A 21031-nucleotide genomic window follows, 5' to 3' on the forward strand; every position below is an offset into this window, starting at 1 on the left:
GCGCGAGGACCCTCCGCCGGACGGCCTACAGCACTGTCATCTGCGGCGGCTCCGGCGGCGGCTCCGGCTCGGCGGTCGATGCGCGGCCGACCGCCGCTCATCGGCTCTGCCCATGGGGCCATGGACTCTTCGGTGGCTCTTCCGCGGGAGACCTGGTGCCTGTGGGGCGCATCGCCGTCAGCAGGGCCGTCCCGGTGACGGCGAGTGCGAGCATCGTGCCCGCCAGCGCCCAGGCGGTAGCCGTGTCGCCGAGGGCGGCGAGCAGATAGCCGGCCAGGAGACCGCCCAACGGGACGGCGCCGTTGGGGAGAATGCCACTGGCCCCGCTGACCTGACCCAGGAGTGGGGACGGTGTGGCCTCGACGCGGTAGAGACCTACCGCGACACCGCTGAGCGCGCCGATGCCGCCGATGCCGAACCAGGCGATGCCCTGGACCGCGGGGTGGCCAGTGGCCGCGACGGCTGTGGCACACAGGGTCCAGCCCCAGAGCGCGAGGACGACGATTCGGCGGGCCGAGAACAAGGCGGAGAGATGTGCGGCGGCTGCCGCGCCCACGAGGCCGCCGATGCCGGAGCCGGCCAGCAGCAGGCCGAGGACCCAGGTCGGCTGACGGTCCTGGGTGGCGGAGACGATGAAGAGCAGGATCATGCACTGCCAGAGCATGTTGGTGGCGCCGAACAGGAAGTTCGTGATGCGCAGGAAGGGTTCGTGCCAGAGCCACGTGACGCCTCGGCGCAGTCCCTCGGAGGGCGGGCTGTCCGCGGTGTCGGGGTGGCCGACCGGGTTCATGCGGCGGCCGTCGACCATGCCGAGGGTCAACGTGGCGACGGCGTAGGAACCGAGGTTGGCAAGGAACGGCAGCCACCGCATGACGCCGTAGAGGACGACTCCGACCGCGCGGGACAGCAGGACGGTGGCATGGGTCTGTGCTTCGTACAGGGACAGGGCTGTGGGGCGCTGGTCCTCCCGGACGACGTCCCGGATGGCGGCCGTCTCGGCCAGTTGGAAGAAGACGAGGAAGCACCCTTCGACGAAGACCAGGGTGATCACTGCGGGCAGGAACCAGCTCACGTCGAGCATGCCGAGCGTCACCATTACGGCTGCGGTGGCGAGTCCGCCGGCTTGGCATACGGCCATGGTGCGGCGCCGGTTACGGGTATCGGCGTTCAGTCCGGCGGGCAACTGCACGAGGATGTTGGGCAGTGCTCCGGCGAAGGTGACCCAGCCCGCGGCCACCGGGGAGCCGGTCTCGGCCAACGTCAGCAACGGGTACGCGATGCGGGCGCTGTTGGTGCCCAGCAACGAGGTGCCGTTGCCCAGCCACAGCAGCATGAAGTCACGGTTCTTCCAGACGGAGTCGGCTTTCATCGGCGGTCCCGCATGGCCGGCCGGTCCGACGGGTCCGCACCGGTCGGCCCTCGCGTTGCTGTCGGGACGCCGCGCACCGGTACGGCCTGGGTGACGGGGTCGACCACTGAAGCTGCCATGGCTGCTTGTGTCCTTCGGACTGCTCGGCATTCCAGGGACAGGTCGGAGGGGCGCCTGGCCAGGGAAGGTGCCTGGCCAGGCACCCCATCCTGCTCGTGCCGTGCGGACCGACGATCAGGTCAGGGTCGGTCGGCATCGGCTCCGGGACGTCTAGGTGACCGTCAGTGTCACCGGGCCGCCCGGCATCGGGGTGCCGTTCGGGAAACCGAAGGACGAGGACTGGTACGCCTGGTCGGAGAGGCGCAGGGCGATGGTGTACGTCCCGGGGGCCACGTGGGACGGCAAGGGGAAGCTCATGGTCAACGGGCCGCTGAAGGTCAGGGGGGCGCCGCCGGTCACGGCCGGGATCACCTGCCCCGAGGAATCGATCAGGTAGACGTCGTAGCCGTCGACACCCGCGGTGGTGCCCGAGACGTTCACGGTCAGGCGGAGGTCGGTGGAGTGGTCCGTCGCCGGGACGGTGGTGGGCGAGAGCGTGGCCTGGTCGATCTCGGGCAGCACCGTGTCGGGTGCGGAAGTGATCGTCAGACCGGTCTCCGGTGCGCCGAACTCCGAGCCGTACAGCGCGACGTTCCCCGCACGGTCCGTGATGATCACGCCGGTGATGTGGCAGGTGAAGACCTTCCGCGGCACGTAGTAGTCCACCGAGACGGTCCCGTCCGCCGCGGTCGTCGCCGTGCTGGAGGGCTGTCGGCAGCCGTTGACGCTGTCGGTGTCCACGACCGCCGACGCGACCCCGTCCCGGTCCCCGTGGGGCCGGAACCCGACCTTGATCGTCCGGGCGCCGTGCCAGGTGTCGACCGGGTTCGGCGTTGCCGTGAAAGTGTCCGCGGAGAGCACGTCGTTGGAGGTGACGTGGACCGGCGCGGCTGAGAGGTTGTCGTAGCTGCTGGTGTTGCCCGCGTTGTCCGTGAGCTCGACCTTCGAGACGGTCCACGTGCCCGGTGCCGCATGTGCGGGGAAGGTCACGGACACGCCGCAGGAACTGGCGTCCGTCTGGCCCCACCCGATGTAGCCGCAGCCCTGGTAACCCGCGTACCAGGTCCACTCGATGGCGAACGAGCCGGTCAGGTGCTGCCCGCCGGGACCGGTCAGCGTCAGCGTGCCGCCGGAGACGCCGGCCTGGGAGTCGTGCACGTCGAGCTCGTAGGTCATGCTCGACGAGCCCCCGCCGACGTAGACGTACGGCTGCCGTTCGTTGTCCACCGCGAGGGCGTCGTACGTCGGGCCCTGTGTGTCGGCGAGTGTCTTCGCCCTGAACGTGTTGTGGAACGCGCCCAGCCGGGCGGCGTCCCAGTCCAGCGAGGTGCCCTGGGTGTCCCATGCCTCCAGCCGGGTGACGGCCCAGGTGACCGATGTCCCGGCCGCGTACTGCGGAGGGGCCAGGGTCCACTCGTAGGTGGCCTTCTGCGGCGTCGACCCGGGCACCAGGGTGATGTCCTGGCCCGCGGAGCCCACGTCATAGGTTCCGACCAGCGGTACGCCCAGGTAGGTGCCGGCCGTCGCGCCCTGGCGGCGCAGGTAGACCCGCGCGCCCATGCCGTCGGTCCCCGGGGTGGTGTCCGTCATCGTCCAGCGGAGCGTGACGGTCTTGCCGCCGGCCGTCGCGTCCACCGCGGACGGGGTGAAGTCCATGTCGGTGACGGCCATGGTGCCCGTCTCCTGCGCCGCGGCGGTCCCTGTGATCGGTGCCAGGGCCAGCGCGAGCCCCACCCCGATCACCGCGGCCATCCGTCTCAGCCGTATCCCCACCTGTGCCCCCTCATTCTGTTTCCGTCCCGCCCCGTGCCTTCGGGGCAGCCGGACTGTAACAGTCGAATCACCCACCGTACCGGGAAAATTCGGTGATCTGTTCGGCTGCGTCCGTCTCGTCGGCCGGCGGTGCCGTGGCCCTTCGGCGAGGTGGACGCGGGTGCGGGTGACCTGGGTGGTCGGGGGGCGGCTCCCCGCACGCGGCTCGGGACGGGCGGGCCATCGCGACCTCTCACGGGTCAGGTGGTGTCCTCGTCCTGGAGGGTGAGGAGGGCGTTGTACGCCTGTTGGGTCAGGGTGTTGCGGGGGCTGGGGCCGGTGTTGGCCAGGGCCACCAGCGCGGTCGAGTGCTGGGGGTTGAAGCCTGCGAAGCCGGTGAAGCCGAAGGTGGCTCCGGAGTGGTGGTAGACGTGGGAGCCGTCGGGGCGGCGGCGGATGTTCCAGATCAGGGACAGGCCGCGGCCGTGCGGAAGGCGCAGGCGGGGGCGCGGGACCTCGCGCAGGGCGATGCGCAGGGTGGCCGGGACAGTGGCCGTGCCGGGGTCGACGAGGGCTTCGGTGAGGGTCAGCAGGTCGCGCGCGCTGGTCCGGACGGCGCCCGCGGCGGGCAGGCCGGGGATGAGAAGAGGGGACCGGACTCGGCCGTACCGGTGGCCGGTGGCCTGAGTGGCCGTCTCGGGCGGGGTGACGGCGCAGGTGGTGTCGTGGAGACCGAGCGGTCGCAGTACCCGGGCGTGGAGGAGCGCGGCGTAGGGGGTGTCGCCGGCCGCGTGGGTCAGGGCGTGGCCGAGGAGTCCGACGCCGAAGTTGGAGTAGCGCATGCGAGCGCCGGGGGTGGTGCGCAGCCTGGTGCGGGTCAGTGCGTGCAGCACGTCGTCGCGGCTGAAGCCGGCGTAGGGGTTGCTGAACAGCTCAAGGCCCGCGCGGCGGCGCAGGCCGGGCGGGAGACCGGGCAGTCCGGCGGTGTGGGTGGCGAGATGGGTGAGGGTGATGGCGGTGGCGCCGCGGGGGAAGCGGGTGCCGGTGGGGAGGTGGTGCATGAGGGGATCGTGCAGGCCGAGTTCGCCGTGGGCGGCTTGTTCGGCCAGGAGCAGGGCGGTGAAGGTCTTCGTGAGGGAGCCCGCTTCGAAGCGGGTGGCCCCGTCGGCGGGTGTGCTGCGGTGGTGGCTGGTGTGGCCGCGTACCAGCAGGGCTCGGTCGCCTTCGCGGTGCAGGCCGACCGCGATCACACTGGCCCCCGGGGCGGCGGACAGCAGATCGCGGACCGCCCGCCGTGCCCCGAGGTGGGCCGACGGGTGGTCGGGGCCGTCCGCGGGACTGCCCGGACGAGTGCCGGCGGAGGTGTGGTCGGTCATCCGAGGGGACCAGGTGCGGCCGGGGTGTCCAGAACACGGGTCAGCGCGACGGTGCCGGCGATGGCGGCGACGATGGTGGGGTGGTTGTGGTCCCGGAACCGGGTGACGGGATCGTCGTCGACGGGCTGGTCGTCACGGGGCATCAGGCCGTCGGGGTGCTGGAGGTCGGCCAGGCACCGCCAGTCGTCCGGGTCGGTGCACGGCTCGGGCAGGCAGCTGCCGACGATGAGGAGTTCGCCGATCAGATCCCACTGGCAGGTCTCGGTCCAGATGTCCGTCCAGACCGGCAGCCAGCGGGTGAGGTACGCGGCCATGTCGTCGGGCAGTCCGCCGGGGAGCCGGCCCCAGTCGGTGAGGTGGAAGACGGTGTGGGTGACGTGATACCCGGTCATCCAGTCGATGTACCAGGGTGCCGGGGTGTGGCCGAGCCAGGTGGCCCGGGCGAGCGTCTGCCAGCCGGGCGCCCCCGTGCCCTGGTCGTGGCCGGTGATGCGCAGGACGTTGGCGACGGAGAGCCGGCGGTTGGGCACGTGCTCGATGACGTGTGCGGCGCCGGCCCGCCGTCCTGCCCGCACCCCTCGCGAACCCCCGTCCGTGACGGCATGACGGTCAGCCCGTGACCAGCCCGTGACGCCACACCATCGACGTCCCCCGGGCCCCCTGTCCGCCCGTCCCGGCCGGCTCGTAAGACGGGATCAGCGCCCGTAGCGCGCGCAGCGCAGGGGCGTGTGGGAACCGTCGGTGAGGCAGATCCGCACGACCGCCGCCCCGCCGGGGACGTCCGCGGGCACGGTCATGAAGAAGCGGGCGCTCGAACCGCACACGACGTTGGGGCTCAACTCGTCCCCCAACTGCCCGTCGTGGGTGTCGAGGGTGTACGCCCGGGTGGCCCGGCAACTCGCGATGTCGGCCGAACTCACCGACTTGTGCTCACCGGACACGATCACCGACCGGCCGTGCCACTCGATGAGGCCCCTCGTGTACGTGTTCCCGATGGTGACGTCGAATTCGCTGATCGGGTAGTCGGCCGCGTGGGCGTCGGCGGCAGGGGCACCGAGGAGTGTGCCCGTGGTCAGCGCGACGGCGCTGAGGGCAGCGGCGAGATGAGTGCGCATGCGGTCTCCAGGAGTCGAGCCTGTCGCAGCTGTCGGCTGACAATTGCCCCAGTGTCCGGGCACGTAGTGATCGCGTCTACGAGCAGTTCGAGCCAATTGCCCGACGACGTGAATGTCACCCTCGGCCGTGGCTGCGGGTGTGCCCGTCACTGGGCGGGGAGCCGTACGGAGTAGATCGACGGGGTGTCGAGGCTGCGGGAGACGAGCATGGCGCCGGTGACCGCGAGGAGCAGGGGGACCATCAGGGCGTCGATGGTGCGGGTGAGTTCCAGCATCATGACGACGGCGGCCACGGGGGCCTGCATGGCGGCGGCGAGGACGGCGGCGGCACCGATGACCGCGAAGCCGGCGGCGGGACCCGGCCAGGCGTGGGTCCAGCCCTGCCCGATCAGGGAGCCGAGCAGGGCGCCGGTGGCGAGGGTGGGGGTGAAGAGTCCGCCGCTGGCCCCGCTGCCCAGGCTGCCCGCGGTGGCGATCGGTTTGAGGAAGAGGAGGGCCACCAGCGTGGGGGCGGCGAGCTGTGCGCCCAGGGTGAGCTGGACGATGTCCTTGCCGTTGCCGAGCAGTTGCGGATACGGGACGGCCAGCGCGCCGACCGCGGTGAACACCAGCAGGGGCGCGACCAGTCGGCGCCGTCCCGCCGGACGGCGTTCGTACGCGATCCTGATCATCCTCACCCAGCCGACGGCGACCAGCCCGGCGAGAGGGCCGATCAGCACGGCGAACACGGCGAGCGACGCGGACAGCGCCACGCCGGACAGCTGGTAGGTCGGTCCGGTGGGGAGCACCGTCCAGGAGACCGCGGTGGCGATACAGGACGTGGCCAGGGCGGGCAGGGCCAGCCGCAGCGACAGGACGCCGAGCATCACCTCCAAGGTCATCAGCGCACCGCCGAGCGGGACGTTGTACACCGAGGCCAGGCCGGCACCGGCGCCGCAAGCAGCCAGCAGTCTGCGGTGCGCGGTGTCGATGCGGGCCCGGTCGGACAGCCAGGAGGCCAGTGCCGCGCCGGCCAGCCGCGGTGCGGCCTCCCGGCCCAGGGAAGCGCCCATGCCGACGATCACCACGGAGACCACCGCGGTGCCCAGGCTCCGGCGCAGCGGCAGGTGTCCCTCGTCCCGCCACAGCGCGGTGCTCACTTCCGAGCCGCCGGGCCCCGTCCACCACCGCAGCAGCCACCAGCCGATTCCGGCCAACGCCCCGGCCGCGGCCAGGGCCACCACGCGGCGCGGCGCACCGGCCCGCTCGACCGCGGTCAGAAAATCCCCCGAACCGTAGGAGTAGGTGAGGTGGGCCGCCCCGTGCAGCAGCGCCATCAGGGCGGCACCCGCGAGTCCCGCCAGCACGCCGGTGACCACGACCAGTACCCAGAGCCGTGCGGACAGCCTGGGGACGTCCGCAGGATCGATGAGATTGGGCTGCGCCGACGTGCCGCCACCCGTGGCCTTGTTCCTTCCGCGGTCACCGCCTCGGCCCAGATCCATCGCTCGCCTTTCCGGGGAAGTCGGCCGTCGCACAGCCCTTGGCGTGCATCGTCTCCCGGCGCGGCCGGGCAGGACGGAGTGGAGCGCGCGTGTCGCGCCGCCCGGGACCGGGGCAGCAGGGGCAGCAGGAGCCGGGCCTGCGGCGGGGCTGCCCGACCGCACGGGAACGTGGACGCCCGACACGCGCCCCTGGCGGACCGCCGGACGTCCCGCCGACCGGACCGCCGGACGTCCCCGCCGAGCAGATCCCCGGACATCTGGACCCGGACACCTGGACACCCGGTCGGACGGTCACCGGACGGGGAGCCCGGCCGAGCGGGTCGCAGGACCAGGACCCCGCCGAGCGCATCAGCGGCAGCCGAATGGCGGGAAACAGGGATTGACAAGTAGGCACGGGCCAGGGCCCGGTTCCGGGATCTCCCGTACGCCCCTGTGTTTTCAGACGTCCGGCGGATACCAGCGCAGTTCGACGGTGTTGCCGTCCGGGTCCAGCACGTAGAGGGAGACCGCGACGCCCCGGGCGCCGAACCGCTCGCCGGGGCCGTCCACCACGGTGAAGACGCCGGAGTCGACGACCTGTTGCCAGTCGAGCGGCTCCACCACCAGGCAGATGTGGTCGACGTTGGAGCCCTCCGGCCGCTCGGCCGGTGCCTCGACGAGGTCGATGATGGTGGTGGGGCTCACCCGGACGGACGGGAAGGGTGCCTCGCCGGCCCGCCACTGGTCCACCCGAACCGGTTGCAGGCCCAACGGCCCGGTGTAGAAGGCGAGCGAGCGCTCGGTGTCGGCGGTGTTCAGGACGAGGTGGTCGAAGGCGATCACGCGCATGGGTCTCTCCGCTTGGTCGGGGCGCCCGGTGCGCCGATGGCGGTACGCCGGGGCCGGCGGCGCCCCGGACCTCGCCGGTCCGGGGCGACGGCTGGTCACCGGTGCGAGCATCGCCGAGCGGACATCCACGGGTCCAACACATGTTTGTCATCCGATCCATCGTGTTTCACGATGGATCGGTGGACCTCCAGCAGATGCGCTACGTCCTCGCGGTCGCGGAGACCGCGAGCTTCACCCGCGCCGCCGAGCGGTGCCACATCGTCCAGTCCGCGCTCAGCCACCAAGTGGCCCGTCTGGAGCGGGAACTCGGTGCCCGGCTGTTCGACCGGACCAGTCGGCGGGTGCGGCTGACCACCGCCGGAGAGGCGTTCCTGCCCGCCGCCCGCCAGGCCCTGGAAGCGGCCGACCGGGCTCGGGCCGAGGTGGCGGCGGCCACCGGCGAGATACGGGGCGCGCTGACGGTCGGATCGATCCCCACCGTGGCGGCCGTCGACCTGCCGGCGGTGCTCCGGGACTACCGCCTGCGCTACCCCCGGGTCCGGATCAGCCTGCGGGCGGGCTCCAGCGAACGGCTCGTCGAGCAGGTGCGCGACGGCAGGCTGGACGCGGCCTTCCTCGGCGTACAGCCCGGATTCCGGGCACAGGGCGTCCGTGACAGGGAACTCGCCCACGGGCAGCATGTCGCGGTGGTCGCCCCGGGCCACCCGCTCGCCGCGCGCCGCGAGGTGGACCTGCGTCTCCTCGCCGACGAGGTGTTCGTGGACTTCGCCGCGGGCAGCGCCGCCCGTGCCCAGTCGGACCAGGCGTTCGCGGCGGCCGGCCTGCGGCGCGAGGTCGCCTTCGAGGTCTCCGGCGTCGAACTCATGGTCCGGATGGTCCGCCACGGACTGGGCATCGCGCTGCTGCCCGCGTCGTTCACCACGGAGCTCCACGGACTGCGCTGCGTGCCGATCACCGACGGACCGGTGCGGGTGGAACGCCTCGTCTGGAGCCGGTTCACCCCGTCCCCCGCGGCCGCCGCCTTCCTCGCCATGCTGGATGCCTCCCGGCCGGGTCCGGCCGCCTGACCACACGTCTCCCGGCACCTGGGAGACCTGGCCGCGTGGTGCGCACGGTCCGGCCCGGCGGATGACGGTCCCGACCCGGACACGGGCCTCGGGCGACCGGAACAGTGCTCGTGCGCAGGCGGCCGTCACGGTGTTGACCTGCGGTGATCAGCGGTGCCATGGGGCGGTGGGCCGCTTCGACGAGGTGTTACCGGAGATCTTGACGCGTCCATAGAAAGCGCTTAACGTCCACACCCATGTCGTCAAACCCCGTACCGTTGGCCGACGTTGGTGTCGGCGACCGTGGGACGAAGCACGCCGGCTGCACGCCCCGGCACCAGGGCGTGGCGAGCGTGCTGAGCGTGGCCGGGCCGTGGCGGGGGCGATCCGTCGCCGCGCCCCGGATCGCGCACGACCGGACTGCCAGGACGCGGCCGAACCGGCGGGCGGGTACTCCGCCGGCCAGTTCCGCTCCGTACGGCCGGTCCACGGGCGGCACGGCTGTCCGCCCGGGGTCGAGGACGACGGCTTCATCCTCCGCGGCCCTTGCCGAAGGCACGACGCCGTCTTCGGCACCGCCTCCGGCCGCGGCACGACCGGCCACCCTGACAGGACGGTGCACACCCACGCGCCGGCCTCGCCCGACCGGTGGCCCGACTCGGTCGCCCGGGGCAGCGACACCGCCGCCACCGCGCCGTACCCCGGCAGTGGACGGCGAGCAGAACCACCGGGTCCACACGTACGCCGGAGCCGTCGGCACGCCTCCCGGCGGGATCGTGGCCGCGATCGCCACGCGGCCCCGAACATGACGGCCGCCGACGGCCGGCCGTCCCGGCACCTCTTCTCCTTCTCCGCCGGCCGGCCAAGCTCCGCCGCCTGACCAGGGCCGACGCTCCACCGGAGCCACCCGCCCTTTCCGAATCGGCCCCACCCTGTTCCCTTCTCGCACCACCCGCTTCTGTTTCGCACCATCCGTTCCCTTTTGGGCTGCCCGCAGGTCCCTGCCCGCGCACCGCACTCCCTCCCGCGGGGCGGGGCCGCGCCTGCCCTCACACGGAAGGCTCGATCTCGTGAACCAGCCGAACTCGCCCCGTCCGCACCCACGCGGTGCGGACCTGGTGCCCACCCGCAGGCAGGTCCTCACCCTCGGTGTGGCGACAGCCGCCGCGCTGGGGCTCGCCCGGATGGGCGCCGCACAGGCCGCCACGCCGGGCCCGCAGACGGACGGCGGCCGGGTCCTTGAGTCCCTCAACGGCACCTGGGACTTCCTGCCCGCGACCCCGGACGCCTCCTATCCCCCGCCGTCCGCGGGGTGGAACACCATTCCGGTGCCCGCGGAATGGAACATGAGTGGCGGCCCGTTCAGCACCGGCTGGCAGGCGTACGACCTGCTCGGCACGCCGGCGGAGTGGAACTCCGTCACCGCTGCCTGGTACCGGCGTGAGCTGTCCGTACCGGCGAGCAGCGAGGGCAAGCGGATCGTTCTGCGCTTCGAGGCCGTCAACGCCGCGGCCACGGTGTTCGCCGACGGGGTCCAGGTGGCGCACCACACCGACGGCCTGCTGCCCTTCGAGGCCGACATCACCGAGCAGGTCGCCTTCGGCGGGACCACCACGGTCCACCTCCTGGTGCGGTCGCCGGCCGGTCTGCGCCAGGCCGACGGCTACCACTTCCCCGGCGGGTCCTGGTGGGGCCAGTGGGGTGCCGGCATCTGGCAGGACGTGTGGCTGCTGGCCCGTGAGCCGGTCTCGGTGGCCGACACCGCGGTGGTCACCTCCGTCACCGACAAGGCGTTCACGGCCACCACGACGCTGCGCAACGACGGCGCCGCCGCCCGTACCGTACGGGTGGAGCACACCGTGTGGGACGGGCCGCGCCAGGTGCGCAGAGCGAGCGCGCAGGCGAGCGTGCCGGCCGGCGGCACCGCGCAGGTCCGGACGGTCTCCGCGTGGGCCGACCCGCGGCTGTGGGGTCCGGACGACCCGCACCTGTACGAGCTGCGGGTGGACGTGCGGGAGAGCACGAACGGCCCGGTGCTGGACTCGGCCACCACCCGCTTCGGTTTCCGCGAGGTCACCGTCGACGGGCCCGTCCTCAGACTCAACGGGAAGGCGCTGCTGCTGCGCGGCGACTCCTGGCACTACATGGGCTCGGTGCAGAACAGCCGTGCCTACGCCGAGACGTGGCTGGGCATGGCCAGGGACGCCGGTGTCAACTACATGCGGATGCACGCGATGCCGTACCCGCCGGTGTACTACGACGTCGCGGACGAGTTGGGCATGCTGATCATCGGCGAGTCCGGGATCTACGGGTCGTCGGGCAACTACGCGATGAACGCGGACGACTTCTGGACCGCCTGCCACACCCATGTGACCGACTGGATCGTCCGCGACCGCCACCATCCGTCGATCATCGCCTGGAGCGCCGAGAACGAGATGCTGGCCCGCTTCGGGCAGGGCTATGCGGGGAAGATCGCCGAGCTGAAGCCCACCGTGCTCGCGAAGGACACCTCCCGGCCGGTGTACTTCGAAGGCGACGGGGACCCGCAGGGCGCGGGCGACATGCGCAGCAACCACTACTCGCTGGAGATCACCAGCACCAGCACGGCGATCCCCGAGAGCGCCCGCGCCCTGGCTCCGGGACAGCCGCGCGGCACCGAGTGGGACCGCAAGAAGCCGTGGCTGATCAGTGAGTTCAGCTCGATGTACTACGCGAGCCCGTCCGACGTCAGCGCGATCGGCGGCCCGGGGGCCTTTGCGGACCTGGACGGTCTGTGGGCCACGCACGCGACGATCGTCCGGGCCCAGATCGAGGGCTTCCGGCTGGCCGGCATCACCGGGATCTCCCCGTGGAACACGGTCTGGTACGGGATGCGACCGCTGCCGTTCGACGGCACCTCGGTGCCACAGCAGGACCCCGGCGGCTCCGGACCGGTGCTCAAGCGGGTGGGACGCTACGCGGCCACCCTCAATCCCGGGTTCCAGGAGGGACTTCCGTCCTGGCAGCCCAACCCGATCCATGGCGCCGTCGCCCGCGCCTTCTCCCCCGTCGCCGCCTTCGCCCTGGACTACCGCACCCACGTCTTCGGCGGCACGAAGTTCACGCGTGACCTGCTGCTGGTCAACGACGGGGCGGAGGACGCCAAGCTCACCGTGCGCTGGCAGGCCGGGGGCGGGGGGCTGCCCACGCGGAGCGGCAGCGCCACCGTCACCGTCCCGGCGACCGGGCGCAGGACGCTCACCACGGCCCTGAGCCTGCCGAAGGTGGCCAAGGACACCCGGGCGGTCTGGCAGGTGACCGTGGAGCAGCGCGGTGAGCAGGTGTTCGCCGACCGCACCCCGTTGACCGTGTACGCCACGGCCCCGGCCACGTTGGGCGTACCGCTCAAGGCCGCGGTGGTGGCGGGGACCGACGGCGCGACCACGTCCGCGCTGACCGCTCTCGGTGTCACGACCCGGAAACTGGCGGACCTGTCGGCGCTGCCCGACCCGGGCTCGGGCGAGATCCTGGTGATCGCCGAAGGCGCGGAGACCGGCGCGAGTGCCGACGACGGCACCCGGGTCACGGAGTTCGTCAAGGCCGGCGGGCAGGTGCTGGTGCTCGCGCAGAGCACGCTGCCGCAGATCCTGCCCTGGCCGGTGGTCGCCTCCGCGAGCGCCCAGACGGTCAGCCACATCACGGCCCCGCACCACCCGGTGCTGACCGGCATCGGGGCGGACGACCTGCGCTGGTGGCAGACTCCCGACGAACTGGTGGTGAGCATGCTGCTGGCCAAGCCGGGGTTCGGCAGCATGCTCTCGCTCGCCGACGCGGGTCCGGCGCTGTGGGGCTCCGCCCTGGCCGAGGCCCGGTACGGCAAGGGCCGTTACCTGCTGTGCCAGTACCCGGTGGTGGCCGCCCGAGCCGCCGAGCCCGTCGCCGCCAGGCTGCTGCGCAACCTGCTGCGCTGCACCGCGGGTACCCCCGAGCCGGCCCGCGCCACCGCGGTGCTGGCCAGCGCCCCGAAGAGCGGGGTGGCGCCGGTCCTCAAGGCCGCCTCGGTGGACCTGGCGGCGCTCACCTCGGTGGACGCCGCCGCGCTGGCCACCGTGGAGCTGCTGTTCGTGGACGCCTCCCCGGGCAACGAGACGGCGCTGGCGTCCCTGAAGGACCACGCGGCGGACGTGACCGACTGGCTGTCCGCGGGCGGCACCTTGTGGATCAACGGTGCCACCCCGGACACCTGGCCCGCGGTGGCCGGGTTCCTGCCCGCCGGGGCCACGCTGTCGCCGGTGGACACCGCGCATCGCAACGGCGCGGTGACCACCGGGGACAGTCCGCTGACCGCCGGCCTCACCAACGCCGACCTCGACTGGCCCGGCACCGCCCTGGCCGCGCACACGCTCTCGGTCTCCGGCGGGGAGAGCGCCGCGACCACCCGCGCGGTGTCCTGGAACGCCCTGCGGGGCGGCAACGAGCAGACCAAGTACAGCAAGGCGCTGGACAGCACCCGCGGATTCACACCGGGTACCGTCCTGTGGCGCGGTGCGGGCGGGAAGGGCTCGGTGGTCGTCGACCAGTTCGCCTGGTCGAACGCCTTGGCGCTGCCCACCCAGGTGGGTCTGGCCGCCCGGCTCGCCGCCAACGCCGGCGCCGCCTTCGTCGCCGGATCGGGTTCGGGCGACCTGCCCACGACCGGTTGGCAGCCGTTCACCGAACCCGACAGCGGCGCGGCAGCCAACGCCTTCGACCGCAACCCCGGCACCCGCTGGAGCAGCAACGGCGCCCAGAAGCCGGGCATGTACTACGGTCTCGACCTCGGCGGGGTCCATCGCATCACCCGGGTGGTGTGGGACACCTCCGCCTCCGTCAACGACTACCCGCGCGGTGTCGACGTCCAGGTCTCCTCCGACAACACCACGTGGACCACCGTGCTCAAGATCGCCGACACCACGTCCGTCGTCGCGGCCGGGGTCCTGGTCCTCACCTTCGACCCCGTGGAGGCCCGCTATCTGAAGATCGTCGACACCGGTTCGACGGCGACCAACTACCTGTCCCTGCACGAGATCTACGTCTACGAGGCGACGAGCTGACCCCACTCGCCGCACGACGTTCCGGCCCCGCTCGCCGCACGGTGGGGGGTGCCCGCCCTTCTTCACGGGGGCGGGCACCCTGCCCGCGGGGCCGGCGCACACCGGTCACCCGGTGGCGCTCTTCCTGAGCCTGTCGAGGACCGTCAGCTCGCGCGGGGACAGCGGCGGTTCCGACAGGTGGGGCAGCGGGGAGCCGCTCACCGCGGCCAGGACGGCGCTCGGGCGCAGGAGGCGGGTCGGGGCGGTCCGCAGGCTGGTGACGTCCCACAGGGCCGAGGCCGCGTCGTAGGAACCCGTGGCCGATCGGGTCAGCATGCGGGAGTAGCGAGCGGTGAGGCGGTCGGCGATCGTCGGCTTCCCCCCGCGAACCGCGGGGTACAGCACGTCCGTCCCGACCGCGGTGGCCCAGGCTCCCTCGACGCACTGGGCGGCGCCCCGCAGGACCCGGCGGGACAGGCCGGGAGCGACGGGGCCGGTGCGGCGCACTTCCCGGGCCAGGACCTGGGCGCCGAGCGCCGCGACGCTCATCCCCTGGCCGTAGGCGGGGTTGAAGGTCGCCAGCGCGTCTCCCAGGACGATCAGGCGTTCGGGCCAGGAGGGGGACTTCTCGAAGAAGCGGCGGGCGTTGCTGGTGCTGCGGCTGACCACCACGTCCGTGAGCGGTTCGGCGCCGGAGATCAGCCAGCCGACGAGCGGATGCGGCAGGTCGAGCGTGTACCGCACGAAGTCGTCGGGGCTCTGCGGGGGTTCGCCGCCCCGGGTACCGCCCAGGCTGACCATCCACCGGTCGTCCTCGATCGGGAGGATCATCGCGCTGCGACCGGGCCGGCCGTCGTAGGGGTTGGCCTGGATCACCGTCAGCGGAAAGCTCTCCGCGCCCGCCGGAGTGCGGTAGACGCGGGTCGCGTTCGCCAGGCCGGAGTCGACGTTCCGCTCGGGCACACCGGTGATGCCGATCCCCTCCAGCCACCGGAGGATGTGCGAGCCGCGTCCGCCGGCCTCCACCACGATGTCGGCGTCGAGTTCCGGCCCGAGCGGGTCCCCCGCGTCCGACGCGCCGACGCGTACGCCGTGCACCCGTCCGGCGTCGCCCAGCAGGCCCTCGACCGCGGCCCGGTGGATACGGACGTTGCCGCTGACACTCAGCACGGCCTCGCGAATCACCCAGTCCAGCAGGGCCCGGGTGCAAGTGATCATGCTGGGCCCGTCATGGCGATAGCGGTGGAACCACCCGTCCGGGGTGAGGGCGACCATGCCCGAGCTCAACGAGACCTCGTGCGCCCCCGCGGCCAGCAGCCGTGCGCGTACGCCCGCTGTGGGCAGCAGGTCCTCCATCGCGGCCAGGCCGCCCGCCATGAGCAGGTGTGCGTGGTGCCCCTGGGGGACGCCCTTCCGGTTCTCGGGGCCGTTGGGCAGGACGTCGCGGTCGAGGAGGAGGACTTCGTCGACTGCGGGAGACAGCGCTGCGGCAGCCAGCAGTCCGGCCAGCCCCGCTCCGACGACGACAGCTCTACCCATGATGCTCCTTCATGCCGAGGTGGGTGCAGTCACTGCTCTCTCGCTTGCCGCGGTGTCGCGAGCCGGACGCGCGCCAGCGCGTCGGCCAGGTCGAGCAGTTCACTGGTGAGGCGGTACTTGCCGGGATGCGCCACAGGGGCGTGGCCGTCGGCGGGGTTGCGGCGTGCCGCCTCCACGGTCATGGCCGCCTCCGAGGCGGCTCGGGCGCTCCTGGACGTGTGGCCCTGGTCGACCGCGGCCTGGTACGCCTCCTCGCCCACGCGGTCGTCGAACTCGGCCGCCAGACGCAGCAGCGCGTCGTGGATCGACACCTCAAGCAGGTGGAGACGGGTCCTCGGCAGTTGCCAGAAGGACGGCTGCGGCTTCGGCACGGTCGCCACGTCCCGCACCTCCAGCCACAGCGGCTCCAGGCTGCGGAACTCGGTCAGGCTGCGTCGCTCGGCGGCGACCGCCGAGACCAGTCCCGGCAGGACGAAGCCGGCGGCGCAGAGCAGGGCGCCGAGGGAGGCGGCGGGCGGGGCGACGGTCGTGGAGAGGAAATCCAGGTCGTACCCGAGCCACCGGGCCACGACCGCCGTGGCCTTGGTGCAGACGAACCCGGTCACGTCCAGCGTCAGTCCGGCGAGGATCAGCCTCAGGCCCGTTCGGAGCAGGCCGGTCACCTCGTCCCGCGCCCACCGCAGGCACAGCAGGGACATCATGATGGTCGAGGCCAGGTGTCCGGTGAGGTAGAGGACGATCATCTCCCGCATGTATCGGGTGTTCGCATAGTAGGTGTCGAGGTCCTGGAGCCGTTCCGTGCCGGCGTCCGCCAGGGAGAAGAGGACGATGATCGTGATGATCAAAGAGGCGTAGACGGCCATGCCGGCGCGGACCATCCGCCGCACCTGCCGGGGCGGGCCGCCTCTCCAGTGGATCAGCAGGATCAGCAAGGAGCCGCTGTAGGCGGACAGCGTGCTGTAGGTGAGCGGCGCACCCGCGTTGGGGATGCCCGTGAATCTGTTGAACGCGGCCAGCGTCGCGGGGGCCGCGCAGAAGAACGTCAGGGCGCCCAGGCAGATGGATGCGCAGGTGGGCAGGGTCAGCGGGTTCCGGGGAGCCGTCCGCGGGTGGCGAAAGATCAGGACGGCGGCCAGGAAGAAGACCAGAGCCGCTACGTACACGACAAGGCTCATGTGCCGTGGCCCCGTTCGGCTCCGCCGCCGGTGGGGGCCGGTTCCGGGCGGGCCGCGGTCGGGGCCGGTCCTGGCCGTGGGGGGCCGACACGGGCGCGGAAGGCGGCTACGGCGTCGGAGGCCGCGAGCGCGTCCGCGAGGGGGCCGAGCGCCGCCGGCTCCGGTGTCCGCGCCAGTCGGTCGGCGATGTCGAGGGGGCGGGCGTTCGGCGTTCCGCTGTGTTCGGCCGCCGCGGCGACGGTCACGGCCCACGCCGTCGACGTGGCGCGCTCGGGGTCGCCCGTCGTGTGCAGTTCCGCCGCGTACGCCCGGTCGTAGAGTCTGCGGTCGCAGAACTCCTCGATGTCCCTGAGTCCGTTGAGAATGCTGCTCTGGCGCCAGATCAGCCACATGAACGGTGAGAACGGACGCGGCACCCGCAGGGCCCGCCGGGTGAGGACCTCGTCCAGTTCCCGTTCGAGCGGGGCGAGCCGGAGGTAGTCACGCCGTGACTGGCGCAGTTCCGTCAGGCGGGGACCGGCGAGGGGCACGAGGACCCCCGCCGTGGTCAGGAAGGCTCCGACTCCGGCGCAGACGGGTGCGATCGTCGTGCTCAGCATCGACAGGTCCTGCCCGCTCCAGCGGGCCACCACGGCGATCAGCTTGGAGATGCTGTAACCGGTGCTGATCAGGGTGCCGAAACCCATGATCAGCAGGCCGCCGCGCAGCCAGGGACGGCGTCGCACCTGGCGGGCCCAGCGCAGCGACCACAGCGAGGTGACGGTCACGGCCGTCAGGTGCGCCACGAGGTACAGGACGATCATCTCGGCGATCCAGGGGGCCGCCGAGTAGTAGGTGTCGAAGTCGGTCCGGCGTTCCTCGTCCGCGCGCCCGATCACGAACAGCACGGCGATGGCGACGACGACCGCGGCATAGCCGCACACCCAGCGCCGAGTGGTCCGGCGCGCGTCGGACCCCGCGCGCCAGTGGGCGATCAGCACCAGCGACGCCGCGCCGTAGGCGGTGATCGATATGTAGGTCAGGGGCGCCGCCAGGTTGGGTACACCACTGAGGTCGTTGATCGCCCCCACGGTCGGTGGCGCGCCGAAGAGGAAGCACAACGACGCCAGGGCCAGCACCGCGTTGATGGCGCGCAGGGCGGGCTCGCGCCAGTGCCGGACGAGGTCGGGCAGCTTGATCAGGAGTCCGAGCGCCAGCGCGGCGCAGCTGACGTAGTTGATCAGCCCGCTCATCTTCGCGTCCCCCCGCGGTAGTTGAGCGCGGCTCCGATGCGTCCGGCGAGGTCGTCGGTGTCGGAGGGGAGTTCCATGAGGGACCGCATGCGCCGGCCGACCAGGAGTCCGAACAGCTCGGCCTCCCGCTCTTCCGCGAGCAGGAAGTCGGTACGGGCGGCGACCGGTTGGGGATCGCCGTGTCCGGGAATCTGGTCCGGGGTAATTTTGCTCATTTTATACATGTGCCACATTTCATGACCGAAGATCCCCGTCTGGTGCCACGGGACGGCATCCTTCTCGACGAGGACGTCGTCGTGTTCCGTGCGTTCCAGCCAGAGTCCGGTGGCTGCCGACGCCGCCGGGAAGTTCACCTTGTGCACGTGGATGGGCCGGCCACGCCACTCGATCGCGGCCTGGACGAGGGCCTCGAAGAGCTGTTCGGGGCGCGCGGGGGCCTGTGCCCGGATCGGGTCGATGAGTGTGTCGGCGAATCTGCGCATCTCCTTGTTGCGGGTCTGCGCCAGCCGCCACCGTTGCAGTCCGCTCATCATCGCCATGTGCGGCTCCCCGTGGTGGCCGGCCGCGTACGGGAGCGGGGCCTCGGCGAGCCGGGCCGGGCGTCGCACCGCCGGACGGGCGCGACCGTGCGCGGGGTCCCGGAGAACTCGGCCTTCATCGGCAGTCTCCGCCGGTCGGTCCGCTGCCTTCGGTCCCGGTCCCGGGACCGTCGGCGTCCGGACAGGTGATCATGTCGGCCCACCGGCTGAGGCTGCTCAGCGCGTCCGGGAGGATGTGGGGCGCCCGCGCGGCGAGGCGAAGGATCTCGGGTGTGCGCAGTGCGGCGAGGGGGTCCGATCCGGCCTCCAGACCTCGTAGTACGGGTTGCAGCGCTTCGTTCAGCGCTTCGGGTTCGTCCGCGGTCAGAAAGCCGGGCGGCTGCGCGAAGAAGCGGCGCAGCCTGTCCGCCGACTCCAGGCTGGGGACCCCTTTGGTGAGCCAGTCGCTCATGGTCTGGCGGGACACACCCGCGTGGGCGGCGAGTTCCTCGACCGAGTAGCGCCTGCCGTCGGGCCGTCGCCGTGTCCTGCGCAGGAGTTCCAGCCGCTGTCGAACCCGTTCGGCCACGGACGTCTCGTCGGCCCGCCCGCCGTCCAGCAGGGAGCGGACGACGCCCTCGGGAACACCTGCGCGCAAGGACAGGTCGTCGACGTCGAGGGCGTCCGTCAGCCGCTCGGGGCGTCCGGCGGCGTGCGCGAGCCGCTCCAGGGTCTCCCCGAGCCGTGCGTAGGCGTCTTCTGCTGCCACCGAGCACTCTCCCCGGCTGCGTCGGCCGACGAGGTTGGACCGGCACCCCGGGGGTGCCTGCCCCACCTCAGAAATGTCAAATGCTCCAGCCCTGTTACGCAAGTCTGATTGACATCTCGCGCGGAGAATAGCAGGCAGGGCACGTGTTGTGATGCCCCGTCGGGACATCCGTGGCCGGTTCCGGTCGGGTCCGCCTCGGCCCTGGAGCCGGCCCCGGAGCGGGGCGGGCGCGCGGCCCCGGTCGGGTAGCGTGGGCGCGGAAGTCCCGTGCACGTGTCGAGGTGTCGAGGTGTCGAGGTGTGGGGAGGCCCGGACGGTATGGCAGAGGCGATCGGCTCCGAGCCGCCCGCCGAGGGCGCGCCGCGCCGTTCCACGGTGCGCTGCGACGGTGAACTCCTCAGCTGCGTACGGCTCGTTCCCTCCTCCGGAGCGTCGGCGGACAGTCGGCCGACCGTGGTGTTCCTGCACGGGGCGGGCACCAGTGACAAGGCGCGTTTCACCGGCCTGATGGCGGAGGCCGCCGCCCGCGGGCACGAGGCGTTGGCCTTCGACTTCTCCGGGCACGGCGAGAGTACGGGGACACTCCCGGAGTTGAGTCTGCGCCGTCGGTTCCACCAGGCCCGGGACGTGATCGACCAGCACGTTCCGCGCGGCCGGCGGCTGGTCCTGGTCGGCTTCAGCATGAGCGGGCAGACCGTCGCCGACCTCGCGGCCCACTACGGTGCGCGGGTCGCGGCCGTGGGGCTGTGCGCCCCGGCGGTGTACGCCTCGGCCGCCTGGCCGTTGCCCTTCGGCGACGGTTTCACCGAGGTCATCCGGAGACCGGACAGTTGGCGGGATTCGCCGGCGCTCGGGGTCTTCGCCGCGCTGACCGCGCGTACCGTGCTGGCGACGCCCGGCACGGACGCGGTCATCCCCCCTGCCGTGACCGAGGCCGTCGCCGGTGCGCTTCAGGTGCGCTCCCGGTTCACCCGGCTCGTCCTTCCGGAGGCCGACCACCGCCTGGGGCGGTGGTTCGCCCGCGACGAGTCGTCACGGCGCCGTTTCGTCGAGGCCCTGCTCACCGGCGGCTGAGCCGCCCGTCCAGGCCGTACGGCGCCGGGGGGACGGTCAGCTGTCCAGGCCACCGCGGCGGATCAACTGGCTCGCGATGACATTGCGCTGGATCTCGTTGGTGCCCTCGCCGACGATCATCAACGGGGCGTCCCTGAAGTACCGTTCGACGTCGAACTCGGCAGAGTAGCCGTAACCGCCGTGGATGCGGACCGCGTTGAGGGCGATCTGCATGGCGGTCTCCGAGGCGAAGAGTTTGGCCATGCCCGCTTCCATGTCGACCCGGTGTCCGGCGTCGGCCTCCCGTGCCGCGAATTTGGCGACGCCCGTGTGGCCGCCCATCGCGCCCGCGAGGCTCATCCAGCCGCGGGCCACTTCCTCCGTGACGAGGACGTAGCAGGGGGTGGACACCGGTGTGCCGCCGTACTCCTCGGGGACGGCGAGGCCGAAGACGCCGAGCTGCTTCATCCGCTCGATCAGGTCCGCGGGGTAGGTGTCGGTGTGCTCCAGTTCCCGGACCACGGGCCTGACCTCCTTGTCCACGAAGTCACGCACCGTGCGGACGACGAACCGTTCCTCGTCCGGCAGGATGTCCAGAGTGCTCATGCTGTGCCGCTCCTCGCTC

Annotated in this window: 16 protein-coding genes; 3 read left to right on the forward strand and 13 right to left on the reverse strand. The window is 72.2% G+C overall.

The genetic code is table 11. The annotated features are described in order from the left end of the window. Positions 1 to 97 precede the first annotated feature (97 nt). The 7 genes from ACFC09_RS13875 to ACFC09_RS13905 form a co-directional block, all read right to left on the reverse strand. Positions 98 to 1369 carry an MFS transporter gene (locus ACFC09_RS13875; RefSeq protein ID WP_376527071.1) on the reverse strand — a complete coding sequence of 424 codons (1272 nt, stop codon included), beginning with the start codon at positions 1367 to 1369 and terminating at the stop codon, positions 98 to 100. A 270-nt stretch (positions 1370 to 1639) separates the two neighbouring features. After that, complete coding sequence (locus ACFC09_RS13880) at positions 1640 to 3241, reverse strand: hypothetical protein (RefSeq protein ID WP_376527072.1); 1602 nt, start codon at positions 3239 to 3241, stop codon at positions 1640 to 1642. Between the two features lie 239 nt (positions 3242 to 3480). Further along, positions 3481 to 4596, reverse strand: a complete 1116-nt coding sequence (locus ACFC09_RS13885; protein WP_376527073.1) for a serine hydrolase domain-containing protein — start codon at positions 4594 to 4596, stop codon at positions 3481 to 3483. Further along, positions 4593 to 5171, reverse strand: a complete 579-nt coding sequence (locus ACFC09_RS13890) for a DUF6895 family protein (protein ID WP_376527074.1) — start codon at positions 5169 to 5171, stop codon at positions 4593 to 4595. The genes ACFC09_RS13885 and ACFC09_RS13890 overlap by 4 nt, the downstream gene beginning before the upstream one ends. A gap of 120 nt (positions 5172 to 5291) precedes the next feature. Next, a complete protein-coding gene (locus ACFC09_RS13895) occupies positions 5292 to 5711 on the reverse strand; it encodes a hypothetical protein (protein ID WP_376527075.1) in 420 nt (139 codons plus the stop codon). 146 nt (positions 5712 to 5857) lie between these two features. Beyond that, positions 5858 to 7195 (reverse strand): chloride channel protein, encoded by a 1338-nt coding sequence (locus ACFC09_RS13900; RefSeq protein ID WP_376527076.1) that lies wholly within the window; start codon positions 7193 to 7195, stop codon positions 5858 to 5860. Between the two features lie 438 nt (positions 7196 to 7633). Next, a complete protein-coding gene (locus tag ACFC09_RS13905) occupies positions 7634 to 8023 on the reverse strand; it encodes a VOC family protein (protein ID WP_376527077.1) in 390 nt (129 codons plus the stop codon). Positions 8024 to 8202: 179 nt separating this feature from the next. On the opposite strand from ACFC09_RS13905, the gene ACFC09_RS13910 reads away from it, so the two are divergent. Beyond that, a complete protein-coding gene (locus tag ACFC09_RS13910) occupies positions 8203 to 9090 on the forward strand; it encodes a LysR family transcriptional regulator (RefSeq protein WP_376527078.1) in 888 nt (295 codons plus the stop codon). Positions 9091 to 10139: 1049 nt separating this feature from the next. After that, positions 10140 to 14141 (forward strand): discoidin domain-containing protein, encoded by a 4002-nt coding sequence (locus tag ACFC09_RS13915; protein ID WP_376527080.1) that lies wholly within the window; start codon positions 10140 to 10142, stop codon positions 14139 to 14141. 105 nt (positions 14142 to 14246) lie between these two features. Here ACFC09_RS13915 and ACFC09_RS13920 read toward each other — a convergent pair whose 3' ends face one another. From ACFC09_RS13920 to ACFC09_RS13940, 5 genes are read right to left on the reverse strand one after another with little or no spacing between them, the layout of a single operon-like run. Further along, positions 14247 to 15659: an NAD(P)/FAD-dependent oxidoreductase gene (locus ACFC09_RS13920; RefSeq protein WP_376527082.1), complete on the reverse strand. Its 1413-nt coding sequence runs from the start codon at positions 15657 to 15659 to the stop codon at positions 14247 to 14249. Positions 15660 to 15688: 29 nt separating this feature from the next. Then, the gene (locus ACFC09_RS13925; protein ID WP_376527085.1) at positions 15689 to 16834 is read right to left on the reverse strand and encodes an MAB_1171c family putative transporter; all 1146 of its coding nucleotides are present in this window, start codon (positions 16832 to 16834) and stop codon (positions 15689 to 15691) included. Next, a complete protein-coding gene (locus ACFC09_RS13930; RefSeq protein ID WP_376527087.1) occupies positions 16831 to 18066 on the reverse strand; it encodes an MAB_1171c family putative transporter in 1236 nt (411 codons plus the stop codon). The genes ACFC09_RS13925 and ACFC09_RS13930 overlap by 4 nt, the downstream gene beginning before the upstream one ends. Beyond that, positions 18063 to 18674 carry a toxin gene (locus ACFC09_RS13935; RefSeq protein WP_376527089.1) on the reverse strand — a complete coding sequence of 204 codons (612 nt, stop codon included), beginning with the start codon at positions 18672 to 18674 and terminating at the stop codon, positions 18063 to 18065. Before ACFC09_RS13935 ends, ACFC09_RS13930 begins: the two co-directional genes overlap by 4 nt. 46 nt (positions 18675 to 18720) lie before the next feature. Further along, positions 18721 to 19353 (reverse strand): XRE family transcriptional regulator, encoded by a 633-nt coding sequence (locus tag ACFC09_RS13940; protein WP_376527091.1) that lies wholly within the window; start codon positions 19351 to 19353, stop codon positions 18721 to 18723. Positions 19354 to 19671: 318 nt separating this feature from the next. Here ACFC09_RS13940 and ACFC09_RS13945 point away from each other — a divergent pair, with 318 nt between their 5' ends. After that, the gene (locus tag ACFC09_RS13945; protein WP_376527093.1) at positions 19672 to 20427 is read left to right on the forward strand and encodes an alpha/beta hydrolase; all 756 of its coding nucleotides are present in this window, start codon (positions 19672 to 19674) and stop codon (positions 20425 to 20427) included. 36 nt (positions 20428 to 20463) lie between these two features. Here ACFC09_RS13945 and ACFC09_RS13950 read toward each other — a convergent pair whose 3' ends face one another. Next, on the reverse strand, positions 20464 to 21012 hold the full coding sequence (locus ACFC09_RS13950) for an acyl-CoA dehydrogenase family protein (RefSeq protein ID WP_376527095.1): 549 nt from the start codon (positions 21010 to 21012) through the stop codon (positions 20464 to 20466). Positions 21013 to 21031 lie beyond the last annotated feature (19 nt).

It is taken from the genome of Streptomyces sp. NPDC056161 (assembly GCF_042268025.1).
Classification (GTDB): domain Bacteria; phylum Actinomycetota; class Actinomycetes; order Streptomycetales; family Streptomycetaceae; genus Streptomyces.